Below are 15,080 nucleotides of genomic sequence, written 5' to 3'. Positions count from 1 at the left end.
CTGAACTCGAATTTCGTGATCCGCCTTGACAGGCATACAGGAAAGTGATCACATTTTTGGAAATGAAGCAAACAGAAAGCTGAGACGCGGTCGCAGAAGCGAACTGCGGACACTCGGCCTGAAAGCAGGGGTTAAATGAACGAGCTTCCCCATCAGATCTTGGAACATCCGGCGGAACCCGGGTGGAAGTCCGACTTTGATGCCTTTTTAGCCGCCCATCCCGATCTCGATACCCTGGAAGTCGTGCTGCCGGATACCAACGGTGTCCTGCGCGGCAAGTGGCTGCCCGGCAAGGCGCTCTCGAAAGTCTTCGAGCAGGGCGTCGCCTTTCCCTATTCCCTGTTCGGCCTCGATGTCTGGGGCAGGGAGGTCGAGGCCACCGGAATGCATCTCGAAACCGGGGACAAGGACGGTGTTTGCTGGCCGATCCCCGAAACGCTGAAGCTGGTGCCCTGGACGGATCGCAAGACGGCGCAGGTTCTGCTTTCGATGTATGACCGCGACGGGCAGCCTTTCCTGGCCGATCCGCGTCATGTTCTTGAAAACATGGTGGCGCGCCTCAAGAACGAGTTCGGTGTCACGGCGACATGCGCCTTTGAGCTGGAATTCTATCTTTTCGAGGAGAGCGAGGGCGATTGGACAGAGCAGCCAAAGCCGTTGTTTTCCACCCATCTCGGACCTGCGCGCCAGAACATGTACGCCCTGTCGGATCTGGAAGCACTGCTTCCGGTGGTCGATGACTTGCGCAAGGCGTGCGAGGCACAGGGCATTCCGGCGGACGCTGCGGTCTCGGAAGCAGCCCCGGGTCAGTTCGAGCTGAACCTGCATCACCGCCGCAATCCGCTGCTGGCGGCCGATGATGTCGTGCTCCTCAGACGCCTTGTTGCCGGTGTTGCGCGAAAGCATGAGCTGAAGGCGTCTTTCATGGCCAAGCCTTTCGTCGAATGGCCGGGCAATGGCATGCATGTGCACGTCTCCATGGAAGATGACAACGGCAATTTGTTTGCCGATCCGGACAAGGGCCCGGAGCGCCTTGGCCACGCCATCAACGGCCTGATGACGACGATGCCCGAAGCGCTGCTGTTGTTCATCTCGACCTTCAACGGCTTCCGGCGCATGCAGCCCGGATCCTATGCCCCCGCTTCCATCTGTTGGGGATATGACAACCGATCGGTCGCGCTGCGCGTTCCGGCCTCCAGCCCGGAGGCCGCTCGCGTGGAACACCGTATCGCCGGAGCCGATGCCAATCCCTATCTCGTGCTGACCGGTATCCTGGCCGGCATGATGGAAGGCCTGGTTCAGAAAAAGGATCCTCCGGCGCCTGTCACCGGCAACGCCTATGAAAAGAAACACAAGCGCCTCACCCCATGGATGGATGAAGCGATTGATGCTTTTGAGGCTTCCAGCCTGATGAAACAGGCCGTGGGAACGGAAATGCACAAAGTGCTCACAGAAATCAAACGGGAGGAATTGAACGAATTCGGGCGGGAGATCTCGTCACTCGAGCGACAGACATATTTGTGACGTGGCATCTGCTCAAAATCGGCGCTGGACAAAATCCGGCTCCACCGCCAAAGTTCGAACCACACAAGGTTTGATGAAACGGAAATGTCCGTTTGCAATCAGGGACAAGGCCGACAACTGGCCGCCGTCAAACCTACAAAGGGGAAGTTGAGAATGACTGTGAAAACATTGTTGACCGGAGTGGCTGCTCTGGGACTGATGAGCGGTGCGGCATTCGCCCAGGACCGCACCGTGAATGTCTACAACTGGTCCGACTATATCGATGAGTCGATCCTCGAGGACTTTACCAAGGAAACCGGTATCAAGGTCGTCTACGACGTCTTTGACAGCAACGAGGTGCTGGAAACAAAGCTGCTCGCAGGCGGAACCGGTTATGACGTTGTTGTTCCGACCGGCAGCTTCCTGGCTCGCCAGATCCAGGCTGGTGTTTTCTCCGAACTGGACAAGTCCAAGCTGACCAACCTTTCCAACATGTGGAAGGACATCGAAGCGCGGGTCGAAAAGTACGATCCGGGCAACAAGTATTCGATCAACTACATGTGGGGGACCACCGGCATCGGTTACAATGTCGACAAGGTCAAGGCGGCCCTTGGCGACGATGCACCCGTTGATAGCTGGGATCTGCTGTTCAAGCCCGAAAATCTCGAAAAGCTGAAGGAATGCGGCGTCTTCGTGCTGGATGCTCCGACTGAGATGTTCCCGGCCGCACTGAACTATCTTGGAATGGACCCGGACAGCAAGGATCCCGAAGAGCTGAAGAAGGCTGGAGAGCTGCTGAAGTCGGTCCGCCCGAATGTTCAGAAGTTCCACTCTTCCGAATACATCAATGCGCTCGCCAATGGCGATATCTGTGTTGCCGTCGGTTGGTCTGGTGACGTCCTGCAGGCGCGCGACCGTGCAGCGGAAGCCGATAACGGTGTCACCGTTGAATACAGCATCCCGAAAGAAGGCGCCTTGATGTGGTTCGACCAGATGGCGATCCCGGCTGATGCACAGCACAAGGATGAAGCGCACGAGTTCCTGAACTACATCATGCGTCCGGACGTGATGGCGAAGGCTTCCAACTACGTCTACTACGCAAACGGCAACAAGGCGTCTCAGGAAATGCTGAACGAAGACGTCATTGGTGACCCGGCAATCTATCCGACCGAGGACACGGTCAAGAACCTCTACACCACCACGCCCTACCCACCGAAGGTGAACCGGGTTGTCACCCGCGCCTGGACAGCGGTGAAAAGCGGTCAATAAGCTAACGGAAACCGCCGGTCCTGCCATTCAGGTCCGGCGGTTTTCATATGACAGGTCTCTAAGGGGTGGGAGATTGTTTTGGCAAAAAAGTCGATTGGACCAGTTCGCCGGGAATTTGTTCCCTGGGAAAATCCGGATCATCCGCCCTTCATCGAATTCCGCAATGTCACCAAGAAGTTTGGTGAGTTTGTAGCGGTCAACGACCTGTCGCTGAAGATTTACGAACGTGAATTCTTCGCCCTGCTCGGAGGCTCGGGTTGCGGCAAGACCACGCTGATGCGCATGCTCGCCGGGTTCGAAACGCCAACCTACGGCCAGATCTTTCTCGACGGCCAGGACCTTGCGGGAATTCCGCCGTACCGGCGCCCTTCCAACATGATGTTCCAGTCCTACGCCTTGTTTCCGCACATGAGCGTGGAGAAAAACATCGCTTTCGGCTTGAAGCAGGACAAGACACCCGCCTCCGAAATCGAGGACAGGGTTGCGGAGATGCTTCGGCTGACCAAGCTGGAGCAGTTCGCCAAGCGCAAGCCGCATCAGCTTTCAGGCGGTCAGCGTCAGCGCGTGGCATTGGCCCGATCGCTCGCCAAGCGTCCGAAAGTGTTGCTGCTGGACGAACCGCTCGGGGCGCTTGACCGCAAGCTGCGCGAGGAAACCCAGTTCGAACTGATGAACCTGCAGGAAGAGCTCAAGATGACCTTCCTGATCGTGACCCACGACCAGGAAGAAGCAATGACGGTCGCGGATCGTATTGCTGTCATGGACAAGGGGCAGCTGGTTCAGGTCGCGACACCCGCGGAGATTTATGAAACACCCAATTCGAAATTCGTGGCGGACTTCATCGGCGATGTGAACCTGATTGAGGCCAAGATTGCCGGGAAATCCGGCAACGGCACGCAAATGATTTCCGTGACCGACGGCTTCCTGATCGAAAGTGAACAGACGACGGAAGCCAGTGTCGGCGACACCGTCTGGTACGCGATCCGGCCTGAGAAGGTTCGTATCGCGCAGGGGCGGGGAGAGAACGGCACTGCCAACCGGATCAACGGGCTGGTGTGGGACATTGCCTATCTTGGCGATGTCTCCATCATCCACTCAAAGGTCGGCGAAGACGACCATGATACGATCCGGGCCACGTTCGCCAATGTTTCGCGCATGGTCGAAGACCCCATCACCTGGGATGATGAAGTTGTGCTGTCCTTCGACAGGGACGCCGGCGTCATCTTGAGGGGGTAGATGCGATGGCCGAACAGACTGCTGCATCACCAGCCAAGAGAAGCATCGGAGGCAAGTTGCTGATCGCAGCTCCTTATCTGTGGCTGCTGATCTTCTTCCTGGCACCGTTCCTGATCGTCTTCAAGATTTCGCTGTCGCAGGTGGCGATTGCAATCCCGCCCTATATTCCGACTTTCGACCTCGCCGAAGGGTGGCAGGCGTTTCGTGAAAGCCTTTCGGAGCTCTCGTTCGAGAACTACGTCTGGCTGACGGAAGACGCGCTTTACTGGAAGTCCTACGTTTCGTCCGTCATGATCGCGGCCATCTCGACGGTGCTGACATTGCTGATCGGTTATCCGATAGCCTATGGCATGGCCCGCAGCCCGAAATCCTGGCGCCCGACACTGTTGATGCTCGTCATCTTGCCGTTCTGGACCAGTTTCCTGATCCGCGTCTATGCCTGGATCGGCATTTTGAAAAACGAAGGGCTGTTGAACCAGTTCCTGATGACACTGGGGCTCATCGATCAGCCGCTCGTGATCCTCAACACCAATATCGCGGTCTATATCGGCATTGTTTATTCCTACCTGCCGTTCCTGGTGCTGCCGCTCTATGCAAGCCTGGAACGCCTGGACGGGAGTTTGCTGGAAGCAGCTGAAGATCTCGGCAGCCCTCCCTGGAAAGCCTTCTGGCAGATAACCGTGCCGCTGTCGCTTCCGGGCGTGATTGCCGGATGTTTCTTGGTGTTTATTCCCGCTGTCGGTGAATTTGTGATCCCTGATCTGCTCGGCGGGTCCGACACGCTGATGATCGGAAAGACCCTCTGGGTCGAATTCTTCAACAACCGCGACTGGCCGGTTTCGTCGGCGGTGGCGGTCATTCTGCTGATGATTCTCGTGATTCCGATTGTGCTTTTCCAGAACCAGCAGCAGAAAATGTCGGAGAGAGACGGATGACGCGCGGTCCGACCTGGTTCAACATCACCTCTCTGGTCCTGGGTTTTTCGTTCCTGTATCTGCCCATCGTCCTCCTGGTGATCTACTCCTTCAACGCCAGCCGCCTGGTGACGGTCTGGGGCGGGTTCTCGACGAAGTGGTACGCTTCGCTGCTTCAGAATGAGCAGTTGCTTGACGCTGCCTGGGTGACCGTCAGGGTCGCATTCACGTCCGCGACAATCGCCACCGTCCTCGGTACGCTTGCTGCGCTGGTTCTGGTGCGCTCGGGCAGGTTCATGGGCCGGTCCCTGTTTTCGGGAATGATCTTCGCGCCACTTGTCATGCCTGAGGTTATTCTGGGGCTGTCGCTGTTGCTGCTCTTTGTCGCCATGGATCAGGCGCGGGGGTTCTGGACGGTCATGCTGGCACATACCACCTTCGCCATGTGTTACGTCGCCGTGGTGGTGCAGTCACGGCTTGTCGGTTTCGACAAGTCCATGGAGGAAGCAGCGGAAGATCTCGGGTGCCCGCCGGTCAAAACCTTTTTCCTGATCACGTTGCCGATCATCTTGCCTGGCGTCATTGCGGGCTGGATGCTGGCCTTCACCCTGTCTCTGGACGATCTTGTGATCGCCAGCTTCACGACGGGCCCGGGGGCGACAACCCTGCCGATGAAAATCTATTCCCAGGTGCGTCTTGGCGTGACGCCCGAGATCAATGCCGTCTGTACCATTCTTGTGGCTGTGGTCACCGTCGCCGTGATTGCAGCTTCAATTGTGACCAAGCGACAGCAGGTTCAAAGGGAGCGCGAGGAAAGGGCGGCTTTCGGGGCTGATGGGTAAGAACGCCGTCAGCCTGCCCGTGGTGGGCGAAAGAGATAAATGACCAGCCAGACCGGGACGACGATGAATGATCCCAGCACCATGTTCGGGATTGCCCAGTCGCGAAACTCCAGCATGTAGATCCACAACTCGAGCGGGCTCAGACCGACGGAAGCCAGAAGGTCTTCAGCGGTCACATTGATGAATGAGAGGCCCGCCCCGACAAGCAGGGATATCGCTGCGATCTTGAAGAGTGTCGACAGGTACGGGAACACGGCGCTCTGTTTCTTTCAGGTCTGGCATTCGAATACAAACCGTCCGGGACTATTCGCACAACGCCCTGCAACGGTGCCTTAATTCTTTGCTTTAAGAATTTACAAACCATAAACATCCTTGCAAAAACCGGCTGAAAACAGGGCAGCTTGCAAGTTTCAGCCCTGTCGGAAAATCAACCCAAATCGATTAAGTGACGAGCCGCTCATGTTTTTCGCTGCAATGCGGCAAAGATGTCTTGACCGCGGCAGGACAAGCGGCGAATGTGCGCGACACGCATCTTGCGGTCTTAACTGGGAGTGAAACATGAACAAAATATATCCGGACGCAAAGGCCGCCCTGGAAGGGCTGACCTTTGACGGCATGACTGTCATGGCCGGCGGGTTCGGTCTGTGCGGCATTCCGGAGAACCTGATCGTGGCGCTCCGGGATTCCGGCGCCAAAGACATCACCGCGATTTCCAACAATGCGGGTGTGGATGACTTTGGCCTGGGTCTTCTGTTGCAGACACGCCAGATCAAGAAAATGGTATCGTCCTATGTCGGCGAAAACGCCACGTTTGAGAAGCAGTACCTGAACGGTGAGCTGGAGCTGGAGTTCAACCCGCAGGGCACGCTCGCCGAGCGCATCCGTGCCGGTGGTGCCGGTATCCCGGGCTTCTACACCAAGACAGGTGTTGGCACGCTGATTGCCGAAGGCAAGGAGCACAAGGATTTCGACGGCGAGACCTACATCATGGAAACCGGCCTTGTTGCCGACGTTTCGCTTGTCAAAGCCTGGAAAGCCGACAAGGAAGGCAATCTGATCTACCGCAAGACGGCCCGGAACTTTAATCCGATGATGGCAACCGCAGGCAAAATCTGCGTGGTGGAAGTGGAAGAGCTGGTTGAAGTCGGTGAGCTTGATGCCGACAACATCCACACAGCCGGCATTTTCGTCGACCGCATCATCGTTGGCGACCACGAAAAACGTATTGAAAAGCGCACCACGCGCGCAGCCTGAGGAGAACACATCATGGCTTGGACACGTGATGATATGGCTCAGCGCGCTGCGCAAGAGCTGGAAGACGGTTTCTACGTGAACCTGGGCATCGGCATCCCGACGCTGGTGTCGAACTACATCCCGGAAGGTGTGCACGTAACCCTTCAGTCCGAAAACGGCATGCTCGGAATGGGCCCGTTTCCGACCGATGAAGAAGTTGACGCCGACCTGATCAATGCGGGCAAACAGACCATCACTGAATTGCCGCAGACGAGTTATTTCTCTTCTGCAGACAGCTTCGGCATGATCCGCGGCGGTCACATCGATTTGTCGATCCTCGGAGCGATGGAAGTTGCCGAGACCGGCGATCTGGCCAACTGGATGATCCCGGGCAAGATGGTCAAGGGCATGGGCGGCGCCATGGACCTCGTTGCCGGTGTGAAACGGGTCGTTGTGATCATGGACCACACCTCCAAGGCAGGCGATCCGAAACTTCTGAAAGAATGTTCTTTGCCGCTGACCGGTGTGAAATGCGTTGACCGCATCATCACAAACCTCGGTGTTTTCGACGTGGTCGAAGGTGGATTGAAAGTCGTTGAACTTGCGCCGGACGTCACCTTGGACGAGGTGAAGGAAAAGACCAGCGCGACCATCGTCTGAGGTCACGTAGGCCTGAGCTTTCAAAGACACTCTTGATGTTCTGTCTGAAGGCGCCTGCAATTTCTGCAGGCGCCTTTTTTCTTGCAAATGGTGCCGTTCGGAAAGAATGGAATACTTCCATCGGTTCCGACCTTGAACTTGTCGAAAGCGCGTTTGTCCCGAATTGGTACTCTTTGATAAAATTGACGAGGGAGGGAGGTCGCAAATTAACAAATGCGACTGTCAAAAAGCGCGTGAAAAGTCGGAAATTTAATTGGTGCGGGTCAAAACTCCGCGCAGACAACTTCACTTGCTAAGCAATTTGATAGCGTTTACGGGATCGGTTTGTTGAGTTCCCGAACAATCAACCGGCCTTCAAGACTTATCAGGTACCGTCCACCCGTATTCTGTGGAGGGGTATCGTGGCTGCAACGCCAAGGACAATTTCAAAGCTGATCAAAGTGCTGTCGTCCTGGCTTCCCAGTCTGCGCGCGCGCTTCATGCTGCTTGTCGCCGGCCTTTTCCTGGCTCTTTCCGTCGTCATGATCATGGTCGCGAGTTATCTCGACCTTCGCGATGAAGAGCAGCGGATCGTTTCTGACGCCAGGGCGATCGGTGCCACGGTCAGCCGCCTGTCCGTCCCGCATCTTACCAATCACCACTACCTCATTCTGGAGCAGGAACTGGAGAGCATTGCTGCCAGCGGCATCATCGAGTTGGCACAGGTTCTCGATCCTGCCAGAACGGTCACCATCGACAGTGATCCGACCACAAGCTATTTCGACGAGCAGGAAACGCACCCACTGATCGCAATGGTGCTTGAAAGCGGGAAAGAACAACTCAGGCAGTCTCGCGACCGCGTGGAGGTAGCCGTTCCGGTACGTGACATGGCCAACAACAGCCTTCTCGGCGTTGCATTCGTTTCTGTCGAACATGCACCTGCCAGTGGCATGCTTCTGTCTATCTGGGGCCGCAACATCGTCATCACGCTGGTACTTCTGATTTTCTGCATTCCCGTAACATTCCATATTGCCGATAACTTCATCAGACCGATCAAGGCATTGACCCAGACTGCTCACACCGTCAGCGACGGTAATTTCGATGCGCCATTCCCGGTGGCAAGACGGGATGAAATTGGTGTCCTGGCGCGGGCCTACAGGGACATGGTCGGAACAATCCGGAACAACATGGCGAAGATCCACGAACTCGCTTTTGTTGACCCGATCACCCGGTTGCCAAACCGGGAGTGCTTTCGTCAGCACTTCACCGGCAACATGTTCGCCAGGGATGGGCAACCGAACCGGATGGCGGTCCTGTTTGTAGATCTCGACCGGTTCAAACGGGTAAATGACAGCTATGGCCATGATCACGGCGATGCGCTGCTCAAGGAAGTTGCAGCAAGGTTGCAAAGGCTGCTGAATGCTTCCGAAGGTACAGGATTTGTTGCCGATGACCGGCTGACAAATATCGATCTGCAGCCCGGAAACAGGCCGGCAGAGCCAACCGCACAAGTGGCAAGGCTCGGCGGTGATGAGTTCGCGATTGTCGTCCCGGCCGAAAAGCCGATGACCAATGTGTACACGCTTGCCGACAAGCTGGTGCAATGCGTTGAACAGCCGCTGGAGATAAACGGCCTGACGATGACGGTCGGGGCCAGTATCGGTGTCTCGGTTTTTCCTGATGATGGCGAGGATTACACGGCTATCCTGAAGAATGCCGATATTGCCATGTATGCAGCCAAACGGACCGGAGGTAATCGGGCGTGTTTCTACAGCGAAATTGAGCGGGACTCGTTTTCGCGCGAACGAATTCGCCTTGAGGCAGAATTGAAGAGAGCGCTGCTGAGAAACGAAATCGAAATCTACTTCCAGCCGAAAGTCGACTGCCGGTCAATGAAGGTTGTCGGCGCAGAAGTGCTGGCAAGATGGGCCCATCCTGAACGCGGGTTGCTGACACCGGGATGTTTCATCGATGTTGCTGAAGAAAGCGACCTGATCACCAGGCTGGGAGACCGGGTTCTGGAACTTGCCTGCCGTCAGGGTCGCGACTGGCTGGACAATGGACAGAGAGTTCCTCTGGCAGTGAACGTGTCGATCCGGCAACTGGAAAAACCCGGCTTCACGTCGCGGGTTCTGGATGTTCTCGACTTTACCGGCTTTCCGGCGGAGCTGCTCCAGCTTGAAGTCACCGAAACAGTTGCAATGGCCGATCCTGAAGGGGTTTCCGAGGCCGCCAGGCCGTTGCTTGAGGCGGGGATCACATTTGCGATTGACGATTTCGGCACCGGCTATTCCAGCCTGGCGCATCTGCAGCACTTGCCGTTCAATACTTTCAAGATCGACAGAAGCTTCGTCAGCGGTCTGGTGACGGATCAGCATAGCCGCTCCATCGTGCAGACCATTCTGGCAATGGCCAAGAGCCTGAACTATGAGGTCGTTGCTGAAGGCGTGGAGACTGAAGAACAGCAGGCCTTCCTTGCAGAACACGGCTGCACCATTGCTCAAGGGTTCCTGTTTGCCAGACCCATGCCCGCCGATCATTTCGATGCCTGGGCAAAAGCCTTCCTGCCACAATCTGTTGACGCTTCAGGCGCCAAGAAAATCGGCGGCGATCGTAAGTCGACCGCCGCCGCTTGATACTGGCTGTTCCGATTTCCTGCGCTGGCTCTATTCAGCTGCGGTGCTTTCCCGGCGCTCGGCGATTGGTTTGATTGCCGGAAAGTCCTGATCGGTCAGCGTTTCCTTGGAAAGCAACAGCTCGGCACCTTCGTTGAGTTCGCTCCGGTGCGAGTTCAAAAGCTCCTTGGCGCGTGTGAAGGCAGTCTCCACGCGAGCCTTGATCGACTCGTCGATTTCCCGCTGGGTTTGCGGTGAGACTTCGGCAACATCGCCTGCCGGCTGGCCGAGGAAGTTCTGCCGCTGGGTCGCATAAGCACGGTTGCCGAGCTCCGCATCCATTCCGTAGCGCATCACCATGTCCCTGGCGACTTCGGTCACTTTCTGCAGGTCGTCAGAGGCGCCGGTTGATATCTCTTCAAAGACGATCTCCTCTGCTGCCCGACCGCCCATCAGAACCGCCATTCGGTTCTCGAGATCCTGGGTGGAAAGCAGGAAGCGGTCTTCGGTCGGCCTTTGCATGGTATAGCCAAGCGCACCGATACCGCGCGGAATGATCGAGATCTTGTGAACCGGGTCGCATCCTTCCAGATTGGCCGCCACGAGCGCATGGCCCATTTCGTGAAAGGCCACTGTGCGGCGTTCCTTTTCCGAGAGGATTCTGCTGCGTTTCTCAAGTCCTGCAATAACGCGCTCGATCGCTTCGTTGAAATCCTTCAGCGTGACCGCATCCGCATTTCGACGGGTCGCAAGCAAAGCTGCTTCGTTGACCAGTGTCGCGAGATCAGCTCCCGAGAACCCGGCCGTCAGCTGGGCGACCTGTTCCAGGTCGGTTGACGGGTCGAGCTTAATCTTCTTCACATGCACTTCGAGGATCGCAAGACGGCCGGGCTTGTCCGGCTTGTCGACCAGAACCTGACGGTCAAAACGGCCCGCACGCAGCAAGGCCGGATCCAGGATTTCCGGCCGGTTGGTGGCCCCCAGCAGAATGATGCCGCTCGAAGGGTCAAAGCCATCCAGCTCGGTCAAGAGCTGATTGAGAGTCTGTTCTTTTTCGTCATTCGTTCCCATGGGACCACTGGAGCGGGCACGGCCGAGCGCATCGAGTTCGTCGATGAAGATGATTGCTGGGGCGGATTTCCTGGCCTGTTCGAAGAGATCGCGAACACGGGCCGCGCCGACACCAACGAACATTTCGACAAACTCGGACCCCGAGATGGAAAAGAACGGAACTTCCGCCTCACCGGCCACGGCACGTGCCAGAAGTGTCTTGCCGGTTCCCGGAGGACCGACCAGAAGAATACCTTTCGGTACATGTGCGCCGAGGCGGCCGTACGATTTCGGATCCTTGAGAAAGTCGACGACTTCCTTGAGCTCGCGCTTGGCTTCATCAACACCGGCAACGTCTTTGAAGCGGACGTCGACATCGGTTTCGACGTAGACCTTGGCCTTCGATTTGCCCACGGTCATCATTCCGCCAATGCCCTGCTTTTCAGCAAAACGCCGGATGATGAACATCCAAAGACCGAAGAACAGCAGGACCGGCAGCACCCAGGACAGGATGTCCTTGATGAAGGTGCTCTGCACGATACCTTCAAATTTCACGTCATACTTGTTGAGCTCTTCGGCGAGCGGAATTTCAACCCTGGTGGTGACGAAGTACTGCCTGCCGTCCTTCAAGGGCTCCTTGAACTTGCCCTGAATGGTGTTTTCCTTGACCTCGATGGATTCAATCTTCTTGTCCTTGAGGTATTGCTCAAACTGGCTGTAGGGGATTGGTTCGACATTCTTGTATGTCGCCCACCAGCTTTGGAACATCAGCACCAGCATCATCGCGATGAAGGCGTACCAAAGATTTATCTGGTGTTTCTTGTCCATGGAAAAAACGTCCCGGCAATGGAATTCGCAATGCCGTCATTGGGACGATTTAACGCCGCACTGTCAAGGCGTTGATGCGGTCATGTGGCAGACACCGATTGGCGCTTGGATTGTTTGGTGCGGAACGAGGAGGCGCTCGACCTGGCAAGATAAATGACCGGGATCAGGCCCACCAGCACAATCGCAAGCGACGGCAGTGCGGCTTCTTCGAAGGCTTCGCGGGAAGCTGCCTCAAATACCGTGGTTGCCAGTGTCTCGAAATTGAACGGCCGCAGCAATATGGTTGCCGGGAGCTCTTTCATGCAGTCAACGAAGGAAAGGAGTGCGGCGGAAAGCAGGACCGGTTTCAGGATCGGCAGATGGATCTGCGTCAGCGTCTGGCCGGTGTTGCGGCCGAGTGTGCGCGAAGCCATGTCGAAATGCGGTGAGATTTTGCCGAATCCTCCTTCGACCTGACCATAGGAAACTGCCAGAAAACGCACCACGTAGGCGTAGACCAGGGCCGTTCCACTGCCCAGGAGCAACAGACCTGTCTTGACACCGAACCAGGACTGCATCTGCGCATCCAGGAAATTGTCGAAATTCGCAAGCGGAATCAGAATGCCGATGGCCAGGACGGTTCCCGGAATGGCATAGCCTATGGAAGCCAGGCGTACAGCAGCTTTCAGCGGGCCCCTTGAGTTGAGGCGGAGCGCATATGCCAGGGCGATCGAGATTACCACAGTGATCAGGGACGCTGCTGCTGCAAGGCTGAAGCTGTTCCAGACCGTTGACAGGAAGTCTGGGGAGAGCAATCCGTCAAGCCGCCGGCTGGCCCGGTCCGCCAGCATGAGGCCCGGTAGAACAAAGCCGAGCAGAATGGGGATCAAGCAGAGGACCAGTGCCAAAACCGCCTGAGGTCCCTGCAGATCAAAACGCGTTGGTGCCCTGTGCTTCGAACCGCTGCTGCCGTCAAAGCGCTGCTTTCTGCGGCCCAGTCGCTCAAGCCAGAGCAACAACAGGACCATTGCAAGCATGGCAAGGGCAAGCTGCGCCGCACCACCCAGGCTGGAACGGTTCAGCCAGACATCATAGACTGAGAAAGTCAGGGTTCGGACACCGAAAAACGTGACCGCACCAATGTCGTTGAGGCATTCCATGAGTGCAAGCGAAACACCGATGGCAATTGCCGGGCGGGCCAGCGGCAGGGCAATGCGAAAGAACAGGCCGTAGGGTGAGGCGCCCAGGGTGCGCGAAACATCCAGTACCGAGGACGACTGGATCAGAAAACTGGCGCGGGTTGTCAGGTAGACATAAGGGTAGAGCACGATGCCCATGACGAATACAGCGCCGCCCAGGGATCGGATTTCCGGAAACCAATAGTCCCTTGAAGTGGTGAAGCCGAATAGGGATCGGATGAAACTTTGCACGGGCCCCGTGTAGTCCAGAACCTCGATATAGGCGAAGGCGACGATGTAGGTCGGTACCGCAAGCGGTATCAGCAAGGCCCAGTCCATGATTCTCCGGCCGGGAAAATTGCACATTGTAACCAGCCAGGCAGTCCCCACTCCTGCGACCGTGGTGATCGCACCGACGCCGAACATCAACATCAGGGTTGTCTGCAGGGACCGGGGCAGGACCGTGCTCAGCAATTGCCCCCAGATGTCTGCTGATGGTGTGAAAGAAATATAGATGATTGCTGCGACGGGAAGCAGAACCAACGCGGCAATAGCCAGCGCTGCTATCTGCCAGAAACGGTCAACAAAGGTGAGGGTAGGAGTGCGCAGCAAGGCAGTTCTGTTTTGTTTGTAATGGTTTGCAGGAAGCACTAACGGCAAATGCCTGAAAATGCAAAAAAGCGCCGTGAGGCACGGCGCTTTTCTATCTCAAATTCAGGCTTGATTAGGAAGCCGGACCATCGTCGAACCCAACCTTGTCGGCCAGTTCACTGGCGGTCTTGCGGTTCTTGGCAATCTCATCCAGCGACAAAGTGTCTGGCTTCAGTTCGCCCCAGGCCTGAACGCGCTCGGATGCTTCCACGCCCGGAGTAACCGGATATTCGAAGTTGGATTCAGCGTAGATCTGCTGAGCTTTCGGTGAAGACAGGAACTCGATCAACTTGACGGCGTTGTCCTTGTTAGGAGCGTTCTTTGCCAGAACGATACCAGCCAGGTTGACATGGGTGCCGCGCTCTTCAGCATTCGGGAACAGAATACGGACTGAATTTGCCCATTCTTTCTGCTCCGGCTCTTTGTCGTTGGTTTCCATCTTGCCCATGTAATAGGTGTTGCCGATGGAAATGTCGCATTCGCCGGCATAAATCGCTTTCACCTGTGCGCGGTCGTTACCAGAAGGCTTGCGTGCGAGGTTGTCACGAACACCTGCGAGCCATTCTTCAGTCTTTTCAGCACCGTGATGAGCAACCATGGAAGCGATCAGGCCGATGGTGTAAACGTGCTGACCGGAGCGGGTGCAGATGCGGCCCTTCCATTTCGGATCGGCAAGCTCTTCATAAGTGATGCTGTCCTGATCAACGCGATCCTTGGAGGCATAGACAACGCGCGCACGGTTTGTCAGACCAACCCAGTGACCTTCCGGATCACGATACTGTTCCGGAATGTTCTTGCTCACGACGTCGGAGGATACCGACTGAGTGATGCCAAGCTGCTTGGCGCCGTCCAAACGGCCGATGTCAACGGTCAGAAGAACGTCTGCCGGAGAGTTTTCGCCTTCAGCGGCAATACGCTCACCAAGGCCCTTGGAGGCAAACACCACGTTCGGCTTGATGCCGGTTTCAGCTGTGAACGCGTCAAGCAGCGGCTGGATCAGGAACGGCTGGCGGTAGGAATAAATATTCACTTCACCGTCGGCGATAGCCGGTGCTGCGGCAAATGCAGCTGTGGTCATTGCGAGTGCACCGGTCAGGGCGCGAAGAGTGGAACGCATTGAACTCTCCAAGAGATCTGGTTGTT

General features: G+C 56.5%; 12 protein-coding genes. 8 read left to right on the top strand and 4 right to left on the bottom strand.

Annotation, left to right across the window (positions count from 1 at the left end; translation table 11 throughout):
* Positions 1-135: 135 nt before the first annotated feature.
* From ABLO27_RS09820 to ABLO27_RS09800, 5 genes are all read left to right on the top strand, one after another.
* Entirely contained in the window at positions 136-1,524 is a 1,389-nt protein-coding gene (locus tag ABLO27_RS09820) for a glutamine synthetase family protein (RefSeq protein WP_353032447.1), read from the top strand.
* A 153-nt stretch (positions 1,525-1,677) separates the two neighbouring features.
* The gene (locus tag ABLO27_RS09815) at positions 1,678-2,772 is read left to right on the top strand and encodes a polyamine ABC transporter substrate-binding protein (protein ID WP_353032446.1); all 1,095 of its coding nucleotides are present in this window, start codon (positions 1,678-1,680) and stop codon (positions 2,770-2,772) included.
* 78 nt (positions 2,773-2,850) lie between these two features.
* Positions 2,851-4,008 (top strand): ABC transporter ATP-binding protein, encoded by a 1,158-nt coding sequence (locus tag ABLO27_RS09810; protein ID WP_353032444.1) that lies wholly within the window; start codon positions 2,851-2,853, stop codon positions 4,006-4,008.
* A 5-nt stretch (positions 4,009-4,013) separates the two neighbouring features.
* Positions 4,014-4,943, top strand: coding sequence for an ABC transporter permease subunit (locus ABLO27_RS09805; protein ID WP_353032442.1), 930 nt, complete (start codon positions 4,014-4,016; stop codon positions 4,941-4,943).
* Positions 4,940-5,764, top strand: coding sequence for an ABC transporter permease (locus ABLO27_RS09800; protein WP_353032440.1), 825 nt, complete (start codon positions 4,940-4,942; stop codon positions 5,762-5,764). The genes ABLO27_RS09805 and ABLO27_RS09800 overlap by 4 nt, the downstream gene beginning before the upstream one ends.
* A gap of 8 nt (positions 5,765-5,772) precedes the next feature.
* Here ABLO27_RS09800 and ABLO27_RS09795 read toward each other — a convergent pair whose 3' ends face one another.
* Positions 5,773-6,018 carry a DUF6460 domain-containing protein gene (locus ABLO27_RS09795; protein WP_353032438.1) on the bottom strand — a complete coding sequence of 82 codons (246 nt, stop codon included), beginning with the start codon at positions 6,016-6,018 and terminating at the stop codon, positions 5,773-5,775.
* Between the two features lie 304 nt (positions 6,019-6,322).
* Here ABLO27_RS09795 and ABLO27_RS09790 point away from each other — a divergent pair, with 304 nt between their 5' ends.
* The 3 genes from ABLO27_RS09790 (at position 6,323) to ABLO27_RS09780 (ending at position 10,272) form a co-directional block, all read left to right on the top strand.
* Positions 6,323-7,018 carry a CoA transferase subunit A gene (locus tag ABLO27_RS09790; RefSeq protein WP_352940286.1) on the top strand — a complete coding sequence of 232 codons (696 nt, stop codon included), beginning with the start codon at positions 6,323-6,325 and terminating at the stop codon, positions 7,016-7,018.
* 12 nt (positions 7,019-7,030) lie between these two features.
* Positions 7,031-7,657 carry a CoA transferase subunit B gene (locus ABLO27_RS09785; protein ID WP_353032436.1) on the top strand — a complete coding sequence of 209 codons (627 nt, stop codon included), beginning with the start codon at positions 7,031-7,033 and terminating at the stop codon, positions 7,655-7,657.
* Positions 7,658-8,058: 401 nt separating this feature from the next.
* Entirely contained in the window at positions 8,059-10,272 is a 2,214-nt protein-coding gene (locus tag ABLO27_RS09780; protein WP_353032434.1) for a putative bifunctional diguanylate cyclase/phosphodiesterase, read from the top strand.
* Positions 10,273-10,302: 30 nt separating this feature from the next.
* Here the strand turns inward: ABLO27_RS09780 and ftsH are convergent, their stop codons facing one another.
* The 3 genes from ftsH to ABLO27_RS09765 all read right to left on the bottom strand — a co-directional run bounded on the left by ftsH (position 10,303) and on the right by ABLO27_RS09765 (position 15,054).
* Entirely contained in the window at positions 10,303-12,129 is a 1,827-nt protein-coding gene (gene ftsH / locus ABLO27_RS09775; RefSeq protein WP_353032433.1) for an ATP-dependent zinc metalloprotease FtsH, read from the bottom strand.
* 80 nt (positions 12,130-12,209) lie between these two features.
* Positions 12,210-13,898 carry an ABC transporter permease gene (locus ABLO27_RS09770; protein ID WP_353032431.1) on the bottom strand — a complete coding sequence of 563 codons (1,689 nt, stop codon included), beginning with the start codon at positions 13,896-13,898 and terminating at the stop codon, positions 12,210-12,212.
* A 112-nt stretch (positions 13,899-14,010) separates the two neighbouring features.
* The gene (locus tag ABLO27_RS09765) at positions 14,011-15,054 is read right to left on the bottom strand and encodes a Fe(3+) ABC transporter substrate-binding protein (RefSeq protein ID WP_353032429.1); all 1,044 of its coding nucleotides are present in this window, start codon (positions 15,052-15,054) and stop codon (positions 14,011-14,013) included.
* Between the last annotated feature and the right edge of the window lie 26 nt (positions 15,055-15,080).

The sequence above is a fragment of the Roseibium sp. SCP15 genome (assembly GCF_040329435.1).
In the GTDB taxonomy this organism is placed as follows: domain Bacteria; phylum Pseudomonadota; class Alphaproteobacteria; order Rhizobiales; family Stappiaceae; genus Roseibium.
This window is presented reverse-complemented; position numbering and strand designations above follow the sequence as displayed.